This window comes from Azonexus sp. (assembly GCF_036170495.1).
GTDB lineage: Bacteria > Pseudomonadota > Gammaproteobacteria > Burkholderiales > Rhodocyclaceae > Azonexus.
Genome location: NZ_JAVHPH010000231.1, coordinates 1 through 16,442, shown reverse-complemented (window position 1 = coordinate 16,442; position 16,442 = coordinate 1). Strand labels below are relative to the sequence as shown.

Annotated in this window: 17 protein-coding genes; 14 read left to right on the top strand and 3 right to left on the bottom strand. The window is 62.8% G+C overall.

From position 1 onward, the window contains the following. The first annotated feature begins 160 nt into the window (after positions 1 to 160). From ADADOO_RS07890 to ADADOO_RS07875, 4 genes are all read left to right on the top strand, one after another. The gene (locus ADADOO_RS07890; protein ID WP_511276487.1) at positions 161 to 364 is read left to right on the top strand and encodes a hypothetical protein; all 204 of its coding nucleotides are present in this window, start codon (positions 161 to 163) and stop codon (positions 362 to 364) included. 20 nt (positions 365 to 384) lie between these two features. After that, positions 385 to 594: a hypothetical protein gene (locus tag ADADOO_RS07885; RefSeq protein WP_511276486.1), complete on the top strand. Its 210-nt coding sequence runs from the start codon at positions 385 to 387 to the stop codon at positions 592 to 594. Further along, positions 578 to 1,054: a hypothetical protein gene (locus ADADOO_RS07880; protein WP_511276484.1), complete on the top strand. Its 477-nt coding sequence runs from the start codon at positions 578 to 580 to the stop codon at positions 1,052 to 1,054. Before ADADOO_RS07885 ends, ADADOO_RS07880 begins: the two co-directional genes overlap by 17 nt. 164 nt (positions 1,055 to 1,218) lie before the next feature. Then, on the top strand, positions 1,219 to 2,514 hold the full coding sequence (locus ADADOO_RS07875) for a DUF2325 domain-containing protein (protein ID WP_511276482.1): 1,296 nt from the start codon (positions 1,219 to 1,221) through the stop codon (positions 2,512 to 2,514). On the opposite strand, the gene ADADOO_RS07870 is transcribed toward ADADOO_RS07875, so the two are convergent. The 3 genes from ADADOO_RS07870 to ADADOO_RS07860 all read right to left on the bottom strand — a co-directional run bounded on the left by ADADOO_RS07870 (position 2,511) and on the right by ADADOO_RS07860 (position 8,013). Further along, complete coding sequence (locus ADADOO_RS07870; protein WP_511276481.1) at positions 2,511 to 4,502, bottom strand: ATP-binding protein; 1,992 nt, start codon at positions 4,500 to 4,502, stop codon at positions 2,511 to 2,513. The genes ADADOO_RS07875 and ADADOO_RS07870 overlap by 4 nt on opposite strands. A 96-nt stretch (positions 4,503 to 4,598) precedes the next feature. After that, a complete protein-coding gene (locus ADADOO_RS07865; protein ID WP_511276479.1) occupies positions 4,599 to 5,729 on the bottom strand; it encodes a DUF1513 domain-containing protein in 1,131 nt (376 codons plus the stop codon). Between the two features lie 61 nt (positions 5,730 to 5,790). Then, complete coding sequence (locus tag ADADOO_RS07860; protein ID WP_511276478.1) at positions 5,791 to 8,013, bottom strand: TonB-dependent receptor; 2,223 nt, start codon at positions 8,011 to 8,013, stop codon at positions 5,791 to 5,793. A gap of 320 nt (positions 8,014 to 8,333) precedes the next feature. Between ADADOO_RS07860 and hemP the strand changes: the two genes are divergently transcribed. The 10 genes from hemP (at position 8,334) to ADADOO_RS07810 (ending at position 16,335) form a co-directional block, all read left to right on the top strand. Beyond that, the gene (gene hemP, locus ADADOO_RS07855; RefSeq protein WP_511276476.1) at positions 8,334 to 8,510 is read left to right on the top strand and encodes a hemin uptake protein HemP; all 177 of its coding nucleotides are present in this window, start codon (positions 8,334 to 8,336) and stop codon (positions 8,508 to 8,510) included. A gap of 106 nt (positions 8,511 to 8,616) precedes the next feature. Further along, on the top strand, positions 8,617 to 9,258 hold the full coding sequence (locus tag ADADOO_RS07850; protein ID WP_511276474.1) for an energy transducer TonB: 642 nt from the start codon (positions 8,617 to 8,619) through the stop codon (positions 9,256 to 9,258). A 1-nt stretch (position 9,259) separates the two neighbouring features. Further along, a complete protein-coding gene (locus ADADOO_RS07845) occupies positions 9,260 to 9,994 on the top strand; it encodes a MotA/TolQ/ExbB proton channel family protein (protein ID WP_511276472.1) in 735 nt (244 codons plus the stop codon). A gap of 84 nt (positions 9,995 to 10,078) precedes the next feature. Beyond that, the gene (locus ADADOO_RS07840; protein ID WP_511276471.1) at positions 10,079 to 10,504 is read left to right on the top strand and encodes an ExbD/TolR family protein; all 426 of its coding nucleotides are present in this window, start codon (positions 10,079 to 10,081) and stop codon (positions 10,502 to 10,504) included. 73 nt (positions 10,505 to 10,577) lie between these two features. Next, complete coding sequence (locus ADADOO_RS07835; protein WP_511276469.1) at positions 10,578 to 11,123, top strand: iron transporter; 546 nt, start codon at positions 10,578 to 10,580, stop codon at positions 11,121 to 11,123. 2 nt (positions 11,124 to 11,125) lie between these two features. Further along, positions 11,126 to 12,613, top strand: coding sequence for a carbohydrate porin (locus tag ADADOO_RS07830; protein ID WP_511276467.1), 1,488 nt, complete (start codon positions 11,126 to 11,128; stop codon positions 12,611 to 12,613). A gap of 9 nt (positions 12,614 to 12,622) precedes the next feature. Beyond that, on the top strand, positions 12,623 to 12,982 hold the full coding sequence (locus ADADOO_RS07825) for a cupredoxin domain-containing protein (RefSeq protein WP_511276465.1): 360 nt from the start codon (positions 12,623 to 12,625) through the stop codon (positions 12,980 to 12,982). Between the two features lie 163 nt (positions 12,983 to 13,145). Further along, entirely contained in the window at positions 13,146 to 13,949 is an 804-nt protein-coding gene (locus ADADOO_RS07820; protein WP_511276464.1) for an FTR1 family iron permease, read from the top strand. Next, positions 13,942 to 15,360, top strand: coding sequence for a 4Fe-4S binding protein (locus ADADOO_RS07815; protein WP_511276462.1), 1,419 nt, complete (start codon positions 13,942 to 13,944; stop codon positions 15,358 to 15,360). Before ADADOO_RS07820 ends, ADADOO_RS07815 begins: the two co-directional genes overlap by 8 nt. A gap of 15 nt (positions 15,361 to 15,375) precedes the next feature. Further along, entirely contained in the window at positions 15,376 to 16,335 is a 960-nt protein-coding gene (locus tag ADADOO_RS07810; RefSeq protein ID WP_511276460.1) for a fibro-slime domain-containing protein, read from the top strand. The last annotated feature ends 107 nt before the right edge of the window (positions 16,336 to 16,442 follow it).

The following is a 16,442-nucleotide window of genomic DNA, read 5'->3' as shown; positions in this document are numbered from 1 at the left end:
GCACCCGCGTCCGCGGCGTGCCGATCAACCTGCGCCCGGATGAAGGCCGCCCGGATGGCGCGGCCGAACGCAAGTTCGACGGCGAGCGCAGCTTCAAGAAAAAGAGCTTCGACCGCTAATCACTACTCAGCGGCAAGGCACCCAAGGCCACGGCAAGTCCGTGGCCTTTTTCTTGTCTGGCGTTTGCCCACTGCTGAATACGCCAAACGACCATTTGATAATTATTCCTATTTACAAGCCGGCAACCCGGCTTTACAATGCGAACCATTCTCAACAACGTTTATCAATCATGCGTAGCCTGCTTTTCAACACTTCCCTGGCCGGCCTGCTGCTCTGGCTGCTGCTGGCCGGCATTTCAAGCTGATTTTGCAGCAAGGAGCGACCATGCCAAGCAGCGAACTGTGGGCCGGTGCCCTGAGCCTCTTGCTCATTCACCACGAAACCGGTTGTCAGCATTCGGCACTGAACGCCGCCCGACTGCTCGACCGCATCGGCGCGCTCGCCGACCTCGATGCCGACACCCGCAATCTCTGCGAACGGGCCAGCAACCGACTGAATTCTGGCGAGGAGCATCATCATGCTGGCACCGCTTAAGAACCGCGCCCTGCTCGAACGCGACGACGGCGATCCGCAGGCTGACCTCAGCCCGCTGCCGAGCGACAAAGCCAGCCGACGCGTCGCTGCGCTGGAATCCGAAATCGCCACCCTGTGCTCTGCCCTGCGCCAGTCGCGCCAGACCCAGCGCCGGAGCGCCACGATGTCGGTCAGGAAATGCATCGCCCAGCAAAATGAGATCAATGCCTTGAAGGCTATCGTTGCCGCCCAGCGCCGGCGGTTGGCCGATTTTGAATCCGGTCAGGTGATGATCGAACTGGGCCGGCAATTACAGCAACTGAGCGCCTCGAACGACGATTTGAGCAGCGCGGCACAGCGCGTCTGGCACCTCGAAAAAACCATCCGCGCCGCCCATGCCGAATGCGAGCGCCTGGCCGGCGAGCGCGATGCGCTGACGGTGCACCTGCGCTGCCCGCTGGCCAGTGGCCTGCAGTTATAGGATTTACCTGTCCTGGCGAACGGGGATCATCAATCCCCCGACCATAGAAACAAAGGCTGGCCCTAGGGTCAACCGGAAATTTTCGCCAAAATTGCAATATCACTTTTCCTGCCAGCCAACCGGATGCCCGGCCAGCCAGCGATTCATCGCCGAGGAGCCTGCACATGTCCGATCATCCCTTTCACATTGCCGGCGGATTTTTCGCCCCGACCCGCCATAGCCAGCCTGAAACGCTGACCCTGCATCGACCCAGCCTGCCCGAAGAAACCGCCAGCGCGCCGCACCACAGCTCGCGCCGCCGCAAGCTGTGGGACATCCCGCACAAATTTCACTGCCCGGTCATCGGCGTCTGCTTTGGCGTTGAAGAACTGCGCGGCCTGATGGCCAGGAACCTGCAATTTCCGCGCGACACCAGCGATTTCGTGCTGCACACGACGGCCGTCGGCGCCTGCGAAATGCGCACGCCGCTGGCCGAAGCGCTGCACAAGCAGCTCGAAAAACGCTTTCAACTCACCGTCCGGACCTTTGCCAAAGCCAAGGAGGCCGAGGCCGTGCGCGCCCTGTGGCGCGACGCGGTCCGCACCGGCATCGACCTCCCCGCCGCACTCTGGGCGAGCTGGACGCATCCGGCCTGCGATACCTTGCTCGAACAGGACATCTACGCCGACATTCACATGATCCAGCACCAGCTCGGCATCGGCACACGGGCCGAACTCTCCATGCTCAAGGCGCTGCACGCCGACAACGCGCTATTGCGCCGGCAACTCGACGCCGCCCGCCGCGAAGTCGAAACCCAGCGCGCCGAGAAATCGCGGGAGATGCAGCGACTCGGCCAGCGCGTCGCCGAACTGCGCATCGACCAGGCTGGCAAGGACGCCTACGCCGCCAACCTGGCCGGCCAGCTCGACCTATTGCGGCAGAGCCTGCCTGAACTCAAGGAGCGCCAGATCCTGGCCCGCCGCGCCAGCGATGCCGAAGCGAGAGCCAGTGCGCTGACGGCGCAGGCCGGCGAACTGGGCCGGGAAATTGACCACCTGCGGGCGCTGGCCAGACATGCCGATGAAACCATCAAGTATCTGCTGGCCGACGGCGAACAGCCGGCTGCGGCGCCGGAAGAGGCCGGCACCAATCTCGCCGGCAAATGCGTGCTGTGCGTCGGCGGCCGTACCGGCTCGATCGACGGCTATCGCCAGATCGTCGAACAGCGTGGCGGCCGATTCCTGCATCACGATGGCGGGCTGGAGGAAAGCCTGCACCGCATCGACGGCTTCCTGGCTGCCGCCGATCTGGTCATCTGCCAGGCTGGCTGCATCAGCCACAACGCCTACTGGCGCGTGAAGGAACAATGCAAACGCACGGGCAAACCCTGTCTGTACATGAAAAACAGCGGCGCCTCGAGCCTTTCCCGGCTGATCGACCTGAATCAGAACGAAGCGCAGCTGACCAGCCGGGCAATCTAACCGATCTGCTTGTCCAGCCAGTTCAGCAAGATAGCGTAGAGAATCTCGGGATCGACCGGCTTCGGCACGAAATCGTCCATGCCGGCCGCCAGGCAAGCCATGCGGTCCTCCTGGAAGGCGTTGGCGGTCATCGCCAGAATCACCGTGTACCGACGCCCCGGCAGTTGCCGAATGGCGCGGGTTGCCTTGAGGCCGTCCATGACCGGCATCTGGACGTCCATCAGGATCAGCGCGTAATCGGTGGCGCCCGCCATATCGACCGCCTGCGCACCGTTTTCAGCAATATCGACGGTCCAGCCAAGCGATTCATGCAGCAACTCCAGGGCCACCACGCGGTTGATCTCGTCGTCCTCGACCAGCAGGATACGGGCGCTGCCGTGCCGGGCCTTCAACTGGCGCTCGGCTTCGGCGCCGGACAGCCGGACAGGCGGGCCGGCCTCCTTCTCCGCCAGCGCATTTCTGGTCAGGCGCAGGGTCAGCGAAAAGCGGCTGCCCTCCCCGGGAATGCCGGTTGCAACGACATCGCCTCCCATCAACCGGGCGAGGCGTCGGCAGATCGCCAGACCGAGGCCACTGCCGCCATGCTGGCGGGTTGTCGAACTGTCGGCTTGTTCGAACGGCTCGAAAATACGCTGCACGGCGTCGGGTGAAATGCCGATGCCGGTGTCGATGACCTCGATCGCCACCCATACCTCGCTGGCCTTTTCTTCGGCGATAGCGGCGCGAACGGTGACGCCGCCGCGTGCTGTAAATTTGATCGCATTGCCAACCAGGTTGAGCAGTATTTGCTGGATACGCAGGGAATCGCCGAGCAGCGGAATGTCGAGCAACGCTGGCGCGATCTCGCGCTTCAGCCACAAGCCCTTGGCCTGGGCGCGTTCGCCAAGCAGGCTGTCAATATTGGCGAACAGGCTGCCAAGCCGGAACGGGGCGTTTTCCAGCGCCAGCCGGTCGGCTTCGATTTTCGACAGATCGAGCACGTCGCCGATCAGGGCAAGGAGATGATTCGCCGCCTCGTTGATCCGCCCCAGATTTTCAGTCTGGGCCGGGTCGACATTGTGACGGGCCAGCATGTGCGTCAGCCCGATGATGGCGTTCATCGGCGTCCGCACCTCGTGGCTCATGTTGGCCAGGAAAGTACTTTTTGCCCGATTGGCCGACTCGGCAATTTCCTTGGCCTGCGAAAGCTCGGCCGTTCTCGCGGCAACCTGCGATTCCAGATCGTCGCGATGGCGCAGCAATTCGGCCCGCGAGGCTTCCCGCTCGGCCGCCCGGCCAGCCGAAATCGAGCCGCCCCAGGCAATACCGGCCAGGCCGATGAGCCAGATGAGAAAATGGCTGAAACCCAGATTCAGGCGGCCATTTTCAATCTGCTCGAGATAGGGCGCCAACGGCAGATTGAGCCCGGTAGCGCCGCGTACGTCGCCGGTTTTGTAGCCGAGGATGGCGTGGCATTTGTCGCAGCCCGGCTCCATCATCATCACCCGCAGGTAACGCAGATGCGGTTTGCCGGCGATCGCCTCGATCGCCCAGACTTCTTTTTTATCACCCCGCTCAAAGGTTTCCAGCTGGCGTTTTTCCCAGGCGTCCGGGGCATTGCCCGGATTCAGGTAACGCAGTCCGGTGATGCGGCCGCGAATGCCGTAGTCGGCGGCGTAGAGATCCATCATCTGGCGCAGCATCGAGGCCGGATTGAGCAAGGTCAGTTGGCGGCCATCGCTCGTCGTCACATCCCGACCCGGCACATGCGACAGCCAGGGCACCGATTTCTGGGTTTCCGTGATCGGCACATAGACCCCGCCGTGCAGCGTCCCCCAGCGGCGAAAGGTGATGTCCTTGTTGAGATTGGCGCGCGCCTCGGCATAGGCCATCGCCATCGCCTGATCCCGGACATTGTGAAAATTCCACACCATCGACAGGGCCAGAACAATCGTCCACACGACGGCGGCCAACACGGCAAGGCGAACTGAGCGGATTTTTTCGGCCATGATGCTGTCCGGCTTCGATTCAAGGCATGAAATGCTGCTGAATCTAGCATGAAAACCGCATGGCCGATCAAATCGTCGGGCCTACGACGAATGGCATCAGGACTCGTCGAGCCGCACCCAGTGGTTATCTACCGCCATTTTTTCCGGCCACGGCAACAAGGCCGGCTTGGCGCCCGGGTGCCAGCGGACCAACCCGAGGGCCGTCGACACCAGCACGCCACCGCCCGGCCGGGGGCCTTCCCAGCCGGTCAGGGCATAGGCTTCCGGCAGTTCGACGATGCGCGTCAGCCGGTCCGGCTGGGCCGGATGCCACAGTTGGGCCAAGCCGGCCTGGTTGCTCGACAGGGCAAAGCCGCCGTTGTAAGCGGGGGCAATGTCGCCGGCGTAGCCAGCGCCGGCGCTGCCCCGGCTCGGCAGCGTCAGTTCGTCGCCGTCGAGCACGGCCAGAATGGGCGCCGCCGCGCGGGCGGCTGGATCGTCGTGTTCGGCCTGCATGGCAACGCCGAGGAGCGGCTGGCTGGCCGCCGGCCCGTGGCTCCAGGCCAGATGGCGCAGACTCAGGCGGCGGTCATCGAGGGTCCATTGGCGGAGCAGACGACCGCTCTGGCCATCGAGGCGGACGAGCGAGGAATCCATACGGTGCAGATCGTATTTCTTGTCGGCGGCCGTGCGCGGAATGCCGCCGTTGGCAACCATCAACTGACCGCTGGCGTCAATTAGCAACTGGTGCGGCTCCTGGCCATGCGTCGGCCATTCGGCCAGCTTTTTCAGGCTCTGGCGATCACGGACGCCGATCAGGCCGCGGCCGGTTTTCAGGTCGGTTTCGGTGCTGTAGATCACGTCGCCACGCGGACTGACCACCACGTGGCCGTTCAAGCGGGCATCCGAAGACGCCCCGGCCAGGTCGACCTGCTGCGCCACCTGGCCATCCGGCCCGAGGCGCATCAGCCAGCCGCCGGGGCGAACGCCGGTCAGAAGCAGGCTGCCATCGGCCTCCGGCGTCAGGCCGTGGGCGCGCGTCGGCAAGGCGGTGGCGCGGCGGATGGTGATCTTCCTGCTCCCCCAGTCAGCGCCGAGGACGCCGGCGTAATACGTGTCGCCGGGATTCGGGCCGCGCCAGGCGGCGGCAATCGAGACGCCTGACGGGGCCGGTCCAGCCCAGGCAAAACCGGCCTGCGGCAAGGCAGCCAGCGCACCGGCCATTTTCAAAAAATCGCGTCGTTTCATTTTCTTAAGCTTTCCATCATTGCTACGGTCAACCGGGAAAAGTGACCAAAATTGAAATCGCTCAGAACTTGAGCTTGCCACTCAGGATGAAACGGCGTGCCTGGCCGGGGACGGTAAAGCCGCCGTTGTCGTAGAGCGCGTCGTAATAGAGCTTGTCAAAGACGTTCTGGACGTTGAACTTAATGGCGTATTTCGGCTGCTCGTAAGTGACCATCGCGTCCCAGCGGATATAGGACGGCACCGTGTTCGGGTTGAAGGCCGCCGTGCCGGTCGGCGCGCCGCCGTAGCGCTTGCTCTTGTACTCGGCGCCACCGCCAATCTTGAAGCCCAGCGGCAGGCGATAGGTGGTCCACAGATTGACGGTCCGCTTCGGCGTGTTGCGCGGCTCCTGCCCGACAAAGTTCGGATTGCCGTTCGCCGGGGCGACGTCGAGAATCTCGGCGTCGATCAGCGACAGGCCGCCGAAGACTTCCCAGTTGTCGGTGAGGCGGCCGGCCAGTTCAAACTCCAGGCCATCCGACTGGCGCTTCCGGGTCAGGATGGATGCCGTCGATTCCAGGTCGGTGTTGCGTTCCCATTCCTTGACGGCGTGGTACAGCGCGACGCGGAAGGCCAGATCGCCGTCGAGCAGCAACCACTTGGCGCCCAGTTCGGTGACCGCCGAGCGTTCGGCCGGATACTGGCTGCCGGACAGCTGATAGAGGTCCGCCGTCGGGCTGAACGAGTCGCTCCAGCCGAGGTAGTAGTGCGCCTCGGCGCGCGGCTGCCAGGACAGCCCGAGGCGGTAGCTGTTTTCGCCGAAGTTGCCGGAATATTGCGTCGTGGTCGTGCCAATCACTTGCCTGCTGGCGTTCTGCACGGACGATACTGACACGTAATCCGAACGCATCTCGTCGCGGCGTATGCCGCCGGTCAGCTTCCAGTCCGGGATGAATTCGACTGCGTCCTGAACATAGGCACTGAAGGTTTCACCTTGGTAGGTGTTGGTCGGACGAGTGTCGAAAAGCTGGCCGGTCACCCCATTGACGAAGCCGACCACGTCCTTAAAGTAGATTCCGCTGTTGCCGACATTCGCCAGCGCCCAGCGCCTGGCCTCTTCCTTCAGATATTCAACGCCGGTGACCAGTTCGTGCTTCATGCCGAAGGCCTTGAAACGCGTGTTGAGATCGCTCTGGATGACCAGGTTGTCGGTATCGGTCTGCCGCGTCTTGGCACTGCCGCCGCTGGCGAAATTGGTCGCGGTGCCCGGCGCCGAAGCCCAGTACGAGCGCTTGTAGTTGCTCGAGCGCAGCACCGTCCGCCATTGCGTATCGGGCGACATCGTGAACAGGTAGTTGAGGCTCGTAATGTTGGTTTCGCTGTCGTCGAAAGTGCCATCGACGCCCCAGAAGGCGCCTGATTTGGCGTAGTTTTCATCCGGCCGCTTGGTCACGCTGTCGAAGCGGACGCCGTAATCGGCCCGGTCCTGGGTGGCCAGATAGAGGTGGCTCAAAGTCACCTCGTGCGCGGTACCCAGGCCGAAGGCAAGGCTCGGAGCAAAACCCTGGCGATGGATTTCCGGCGTCGTTCCCGTCACCGGATTGCTTCGCGAACTGCCCTCGTCGCGCGTCATGAAGTTGATGCGCAGCGCCGTGTTGTCGGCAATCCGCTCATTTAAATCGGCCTTGGCTTCAAAAAATTCGTTGCTGCCAATGCCGATGCTGGCCTTGTTGATGCCATACAGCGTTGGCGTTTTGCTCACCTGATTGATCACACCGCCGGCCTGACCGCGCCCGAAGAGCATGGCCGCCGCGCCGCGCAGGACATCGACCTGCTCGGTGTTGAACACCTCGCGGTTGTACTGGGCGGTATCGCGGATGCCGTCGAGGTACATGTCGCCAAAGGTGTAGAAGCCGCGCAACATCATGTTGTCGCCGGAACGGCCGCCCTCGGCGGCGTTGAACGAGAGGCCGGAGACATTGCGCAGCGCCTCGCGCAGCGAATTCGCCTCCTGCTCTTCCATCAGCGAACGGGTAATGGTCGTGATCGCCTGCGGCACGTCGTGCGGGTCCTGCACCACCTTGCCGACCCGGGTCTTGCTAGCCCGATAACCGTCCTGCTGCTCGGCCGTTGCCTTGACGGTGACCGGCGCCAGCGTCTGCTCCTCGGCCGCAGACGCATTTGCCACGCCGAGTAAGCCAGCAACAACAGCCGCCCCCAGCGGCAATCGACCGGCCTGTCGCCGGCCACGGGAGGGTGCCGGCGATACCCCGCGCACCTGAAATTTCACATCGTTATTTTTCACAAACAGTCCTCTGTCGAGTCACAAATGGCTGGCTGGCAGGAGGCTGGCTGGCTGGCCGAACAATAGATGTTCGAGAGGTGAAACAGTTACCCGTCGATGGCCGACAAAACAGTCGGACAAAACCGCGGAGACACCCTCTGGAACGCACTTCAAGACATGGCGGGCAGGAAAGCGGCTGGCGAGTCGATCAACTTAGATGCGAATGTATCGCATTTGCAACAACACATCAACACGGTTGCGAATGATTCGCAATAATTATTGACATCAATTCTCATCTACGAGAAGATGCGACCAATTCTTGTTTGCAATAGGCGCCCACCATGAACCCGCAGCCCCCCTCTCCCGAGCCCGCCCCGCCCGCCGAAAAAACCGAAAACCGCCCGCGGATCGATAGCAAAAAGATTCTCGCCGGCGCCACGACGGTCGAGATCGAACACGCCGGCCAGCGCTACCTGCTGCGTGTGACACGCGAAAACAAACTGATCCTGACCAAATAGTTTCTCTCCGCCGCCCCTCTTCATTGCCCTCTCGTTCCCATAGCCAGCCAGCATCCGCCAGCCAAGGGTTTTTTCGAGACCGCCGGCCAAGCCCGAACTGCAGACCATGAGCTACACCCTTTCCCGTCCTTCACCCTTCCAGCGCAGCGGCCTCCTGACCGCAGTCATTGGCCTGCATGTCGGCGTTTTCCTGCTCATCCTGGCGGCCAAAACCGTGGTGCCGCAGATCCTGGAAATCCCGCTCGTCGTTGATCTGCTGGAAACGCCCGAGATCAAGAAAGCGCCGGTCGCCAAGCCCTTGCCGATGGCCAAGCCGGTGCCGGTCAAGCGGGTGCAGACGCCGGCACCAAAGGCCGCCGCCCCGGTCGTCGAAGCTACGCAGAGCAACATTCCGGCGCCCGCCGCCATCGTTGCCGCGCCGGTCGAAGTCAAGCCGGCCCCCGTGACGCCGCCGGCCGAGCCGGTCAGCCAGGCGCGTTTCGATGCCGATTATCTGAAGAACCCGGCCCCCGCCTATCCGCCGCTCTCGCGCCGCATGGGCGAGGAAGGCAAGGTCGTGCTGCGCGTCTCGGTCAATGCGCAGGGTTCGGCCGACAACGTTGAAATCAGGACGTCGTCAGGCAGCCAGCGACTCGACGAGTCGGCGCAAAAAACCGTGCGCAACTGGAAATTCATCCCGGCCAAGCGCGGCGACAACGCTGTCCAGAGCTGGGTGCTGGTTCCCATCATTTTCAAATTGGAGCAATAACATGCAGGAAAACGCTTTCGGCTTCGCCCACCTGTGGGCCAGCGGCGACAGCATTTCACACGCCGTCGCGATCATCCTCGCCATCATGTCCATCGTCAGCTGGTACCTCATCCTGGCCAAGGCCGTCGATTGGTGGATGGTGCGCCGGGCGGCCAAGGCGCTTGGTGCCTTCTGGTCGGCGAGCAGTGTCGGCGATGGCATCGCCCTGCTCAATCAGGCCAGCCAGAATAGCCCGTACGCCCAACTGGCGACGCAAGCCAACGGCTGCAATAACGATTGCGAAGCCGCTCCCGGCCGCCTCGCCTCGCGCTTCGACCCGGCCGAGCAGATGGAACGCGCCCTGCGCCAGCAACTTTCCACGACGCAAGCCAGTATGGAAAACGGCCTGACCCTGCTCGCCACGACCGGCGCCACGGCGCCTTTTGTCGGCCTGCTCGGCACCGTCTGGGGTATTTACCACGCGCTGCTCGCCATCGGCCTGTCCGGCCAGGCGGCGCTGGAAAAGGTGGCCGGCCCGGTCGGCGAGGCGCTGATCATGACCGCCGCCGGCCTCGCCGTGGCGCTGCCCGCCGTCTTCGCCTACAACGCCTTCACCCGTGCCAATCGCGTCATCCTGGCCGACCTCGACGCCTTCGCCCACGACCTGCATGCCTTCTTCACGGTCGGCAAGCCGTTTGTCGCCAACAGCGCGCAGATTCATCCGATGCGTGCGCGCCTTGCGACGGAGGCCGCATGATGACGCGCCCCCTTCACTCACTTCGTTCATTGCCCCCCGAGGGGGCACAGGCCTCCCTTGGGACGGCCCGGCGGGAGACCTGACATGGCCATGGGCAGCTTCAATGCGCAGAACCACCCGATGCCGACGGCGGAAATCAACATGACGCCGCTGGTCGATGTGATGCTGGTTTTGCTAATCATTTTCATCATCACCGCGCCGCTCATGACGCATCAGGTGCCGGTCGACCTGCCGCGCGCCTCAAGCACGCCGACCCCGGAAAAGCCGCTGACGCTGCAAGTCAGCATCGATGCCGACAACCAGGTTTTTTTGGCCGAAACTCCGGTTGACCGTAGCAGCCTCGAAGCGCGCTTCAGCGAAGCCGTGGCCCAGGACGCCAAGGTCGAAATGCACCTGCGCGCCGACCGCGCAACGCGCTACGAAACGGTCGCCGAAACGATGAGCGCGGCGCGGCGGGCCGGGCTGACCCGGATCGGCTTCGTCACCCAGCCGGGCGCCGCACCGCTCTGAATTCCATTTTTTTCAAACCATCCTCAAGCCAGCCACGCGAATCGCCAGCCAGAGAAACCAGGGAGTCTTATCCATGTTGTCCATCAACAAACTTGTTTCCGCCGTAGCCTTGTCCGCCGCGCTGGCCGCCCCGGCCCTGGCCCTCGAATACCCGATCGGCGTTCCCCAGCAGAAAGCCGGCATGGAAATCGCCGCCGTCTATCTGCAGCCGATCGAAATGGAGCCGGAAGGCATGATGCGCAAGGTGTCCGAATCGGACATCCACATCGAAGCCGACATCCACGCCCTGGCCAACAACCCGAACGGTTTCGAGGAAGGCGCCTGGATGCCTTACCTGCTGGTCAAGTACGAAGTCAGCAAGATCGGCGACGCCTACAAGGTGGCCGGCGATTTCATGGCGATGGTCGCCAACGACGGCCCGCACTACGGCGAAAACATCAAGCTGGCCGGCCCCGGCAAGTACAAGGTGAAGTACACCATCCTGCCGCCGTCGGCCAACCCGCACGCTCACTTCGGCCGCCACACCGACCGCGCTACCGGCGTTCGCCCGTGGTTCAAGCCGTTTGAAGTCGACTACGAATTCACCTACGTCGGCATCGGCAAAAAAGGCGGCTACTGATCATGAAACTCGCCAAAATCACCGCTGCGCTGGTCGCGGCGGGGCTGGCCCTGCCAGTGCTCGCCGCCGGCCCCGACGCCGCGACGCTGCAAAAGCTGGTCGACCGCATGGAAAAGCTGGAAGCGCGCAACGTCGAGCTGGAGAAGGAAGTCAAATCGCTCAAGGGCGAAAGCGCTGATATCGCCAAGGGTCTCGACAGCCCGCGCCTGTCGCAATACGAGCCGGAGCTGACGGTGCGCCTGAAGGCCGTCGAAAAGGATGCGCTGGAAATGAAGAAGTCGGCCAGGCTCGCCGACAAGCTCGACGGCATCAAGGTCGGCGCGGCGCTGACCACGGTGGCCCAGCATGCTTCCGGCCTGCCCACGGGTACGGTGGACGGCGGCAGCCAGCTCAACTACCGGGCCGATGTCACGGTCGAACTGCCGCTCGAAGCGATCGGCGACATCGAGCAGAAAGTTTTCGCCCATGTCCGCATCGGCCAGGGCCAGGGTCTGAACGCCCCGTTCTCCGGCCTCGCCCATTTTGCCAGCGCCCCCAATGCAGTGGCTTTCCGGGCCAGCGGCGCCAACCCCGACGATTCGGTGGCCATCCTCGGCCAAGCCTGGTACCAGGCGGCTATTCCGCTGCCGTTCGGCGGTTTCAAGCCTTATTCGCGCGAGAAACTGGAGCTCACCTTCGGCAAGATGGACATCTTCGGCTTCTTCGACCAGAACACCGGCGCTGGCGATGAGGCCAAGCAGTTCCTGAATTCCGTCCTCGTGCACAACCCCCTGCTCGATGCCGGCGGCGAAGTTGCCGTCGACGGCAATGGCTTCCAGCCGGGCGTGATCGCTGCTTACGTCAACGAGACGAACAAGGCCGAACCGTGGCGCCTGTCGCTGGGGCTTTTGGGTGCCGGCGACAAGGGCTCCAATTACCAGAAGAGCCTGACCTCGCCGCTCATCATGTTCCAGGCTGAAAAGCAGCTCAAGCTCTTCGGTGGCCTGACCGGCAACTACCGCGCCTATGCCTGGACACGCAATTCGGCTGGCGAACTTGATGGTGTCACCACCGGCAAGCACACCGGCGTCGGGATTTCGGTCGACCAGCGCGTTGGCGACGGGGTCAATCTGTTCGCCCGCTATGGCCAGTTGATCGACGGCGAGTTGCCGTTCGACAAGGCGCTTTCGGTCGGCGCCGAAATCAGCGGCAATTACTGGGGCCGTGGCGGCGACGCCGTCGGTATCGGCGGTAGTTGGTTGAAGGCGAGCAAGGCTTATCGCGATCTGGGCAGCAACGGCGGCGTTGGTGGCGACATCGATGGCGATGGCAATTTCGACTTCACCTACACGCCGGCGGGAGCCGAAAAGGTCGCCGAAATCTATTACCGCTACCGCATTTCGCCGCAATTCGAGATCACGCCAGACCTGCAGTGGATCGGTCGCGCCGGGGCCAACCCGGATGCGAAGAACGTCAAGGTCTTCGCCCTGCGCGCCAACATCGCCTACTAAGGAAAGCTCATGAAAACCGCCCGCCTGCTTTTCATTTTTAGCCTTTTTTTCGGGTCGACCCTAGGGCCAGCCGTTGTTTCTGTGGTCGTAGCAACGGCCGCCGACCTGCCGACCTACAAGCTGCTCATGAAGGATGGCCGCATTCATCCCGAAACGCTGGAAGTCCCGGCCATGACCCGCTTTCGGCTGGAGGTGAAAAATGAAGGGCCGGGCGCGGCGGAATTCGAGAGTCTGGAACTGAAGAAAGAACTGGTCCTCGCCCCCGGCGTCACGCGGAATCTGGTGTTTTTTCCGATGAAGCCGGGGACGTACAAGTTCTTTGACGACTTTCATCCGGAAACCGGGCAGGGAAAGATCGTCGCCAAGTAAGAGGCGCTAACAAAATGCAGCGAAGCGGTCCTGGCTAGGCGGACCGACGAAGACAGTACGAGTAGTACGGCGAGGAGGTTCAACAACGCCAGGAGCATTTTGTTAGCGACTCAATTCGCCAGCCAGCCACATCAATAAATAGCCAGCAAGCACGGAGCACAGCATGGGTAACGCATTTTTTGTCGTCTGGCGTGAGAGCCTTGAGGCTTTCCTGATCGCCGGCATTCTCTACGCCTGGTTGCAGGCCAACGACGCGACCGGCAAGGGCAAGCGCGCCCTGTTCATCGGCCTCGGCGCCGGCGTCGGGCTCGCCCTGCTGCTCGGCTGGGCGCTGCTCACGGTGCAGGACGAACTGACCGGCGAGGCGCTGGAAATCTTCCAGACCGCGACGCTCTTCGTCGCTGCCGGCCTGATCACCCAGATGGTGCTGTGGATGCGCAAACACGGCCGGCAGATGAAGGCCCGGCTACATGCCGACCTGGCCGCCGCCCGCGAGCGGTCCGGCTATTTCGGCGTCGCCGTGGTAGCGGCGCTGGCCGTCGCCCGCGAAGGCGCGGAGACGGTGATTTTCCTTTACGGCATGGCCCAGGAAGGCGACCTGACGCCGCTGTGGATCGGCGCCCTGGCCGGCTTTTCCGGGGCCTGGGCAACCGCCTGGCTGGCCGCCAAAAGCCTGGCCCGGCTCAACATCGGCCTGCTCCTGCGGCTGTCGTCGATCCTGCTGCTGGTGCTGGCCTCGGCCCTGCTCATCGCCGCCATCGACCGCCTGATCGGCGCCGGCACCCTGCCGCCGCTGCTCGACCCGGTGTGGGATAGCTCGATGCTGATCGACGACACCACCAAGGCCGGCAAGCTGCTTGCCGACTTCTCCGGCTACCGCGCCCGCCCGGCCCTGAGCAGCCTGCTCGTCTGGGCCGGCTACTGGAGCGTCGTGCTCGTTGCCTGGCGGAGGACCGGCCGTGGCTGAACACGTCATCCAGTTCCACCCCAGCCGACCGCGCGACGATAAAAACAAAAGCAGGCCCCACGGTCGACTGGAAAAAATCGGTCTTTTCCTGAGGAATAACCGCCGCCCGATCATCGCCGTCCAATGGCTGATCGTCATCCTCTACGCCGCGATGGTCATCATCCCGGCGTTTTTGCCTTTGCCGCCGGAAGACGCCCATATCTGGGACAACCTGCGGCTGTTCGCGCAATTCTGCTTCTGGGGCCTGTGGTGGCCGGGCGTCATGATCGCCACGGTAACGATGGGCCGCGTCTGGTGCGGCCTGTTCTGCCCGGAAGGCTCGCTCTCCGAATGGGTCAGCCAGTACGGCCGGGGGAAGGCGCTGCCGCGCTGGCTCAAATGGACCGGCTGGCCTTTCGTCGCCTTCGTGATGACCACGGTGTACGGCCAGCTGGTCAGCGTTTACGAATACCCGCAAGCGGCGTTGCTGGTCCTCGGCGGCTCGACCGTCGCGGCCATCGGCATCGGCCTGCTCTACGGCCGCGAAAAGCGCATCTGGTGCCGCTACCTGTGCCCGGCCTCCGGCGTTTTCGCTGTGCTGGCCAAGATCGCCCCGCTCCACTACAAGGTCGACCGCGAGGCCTGGGACAAGTATCAAGGTGACTTCGAACCGGTCAACTGCGCACCGCTGCTCGACGTCCGGCGCATGACCAGCGCCTCGGAATGCCACAGCTGCGGCCGCTGCGCCGGCCAGCGCGACGCCGTCACCTACTCGGCCCGCTCACCGTTCAGCGAAATCCTCGACTTCAACAATCCCGCCCGCACGCCGGATGCGCTGACGCTCGTCTACGGCGTCCTCGGCGTCGCCACCGCCGCCTTCCAATGGACGCTCAGCCCCTGGCTACTCAACGCCAAACTAGCCGCTGCCGAATGGCTCGTCGACCACGACCACTTCGCCCTGCTCGACAACGACGTGCCGTGGTGGCTGCTCACCCATTACCCGGAAGCCAGCGACCTGTTCACCTGGCTCGACGGCGCGCTGATCCTCGCCTACCTGCTCGGCGGCGGCTTCCTGCTCGGCAGCCTGCTGCTCATCGGCCCGGCCCTCGCCGCCCGCCTGCTCAAAACCGAACACCTGACCTGGCAACGCTTCACCCTGGCCCTCACCCCACTCGCCGCCGCCAGCGTCATCCTCGGCCTGTCGATGCTCACCGTCACCCATTTGAAAGCCGAACACCTGTGGCTCGGCTGGCTTCCATATTTCCGCATCGGATTGCTGACGGCAGGCTGCCTCGGCAGCCTGTGGCTGGCTTTCCAGCTGACCCTGCGGTCAACCGGAAATATCGGCCAAAAATGGACTGCCGGAATCGCCATGCTGTGGCCGGTCGGGCTGATGGCAACGGTGTGGACGCTGGTTTTCTTTGTCTGGTAGCACAACGCGCTGAGCATGCGAATCTGCCGTCGACAATCTTTACAAAATCATTCAAGTGCACCGTCGATGGTATTTCAGCCCATTGTTTTTTATAAATTATTTACAACCGGCATCAATAATGCTCTATCTCCAGCGGACACACCGTTTGCTCTCAAGGAGAAAAAAATGAAATCCATCAATTCGATCATTGCCGCCGGCTTACTCTCCGTGGCGAGCTTTTCGGCCCAAGCCGTTTCGCTCGATTTCAACATCATCGTTCGCGATTTTCGCGGCGGCGGCGTAGCCAATAATCCGGATTTCAACAACACACTGATCAGCGGGCTGACCACCGGGATGGTCGCAAGCATGCTCGATGCCAACGGCAAACCGGTCTATGTCGGTAGCGGCGGCGGCGGCAACGCCAGCGGCAATGTCTTCAGCACGAGCAGTTTCGCTGCTTGGTACCGTCCCTGCGATGGAGGGGCGTACTCCTGCGACAGCCAACGCACCGTCACGCTCACCGCCAATGTCGATGCCAACGACGTCCTAACCTACTTCAATAGCTCGTATTTCCCGCTTGATACCTTGACCAACCCCAGCATCTGGGACGCCAGCGGCCACAATTTCTTCTTCACCTCCGAGCTGAATCTCAGCCTGATCTACGATCCGACCAAGGCGAACGAGTTTTCCTTCACCGGTGACGACGATGTTTGGGTATTCATCAACGGCCAGCTCGTACTGGACATCGGTGGTATACACGGCGCGACCTCCGGTTCGTTCGATCTCGACAATCTGGTCGGCGGTCTCGGCATCAGCCCCTACGACCAGTACAGCTTCACCATGTTCCACGCCGAGCGCCATACGACCGAATCGACCCTCAACATCACCTCAACCCTCGGCCAACCGCTCAACCGTGTTCCCGAACCGGAAACGCTTGCCCTGCTCGGCATTGCCCTCCTCGGACTGGCCGGCGCACGCGCCACGCGAAAAAGCTGAGATAGCAAGACCGCAAGTCGTTCTGCAAGCAGCAAGAAAAGGCCGGTTGAACCGGTAATGCCGTTCAGTTAAGGTCTTTTTTCAGGTATTTGACGGCATAGCGTTTT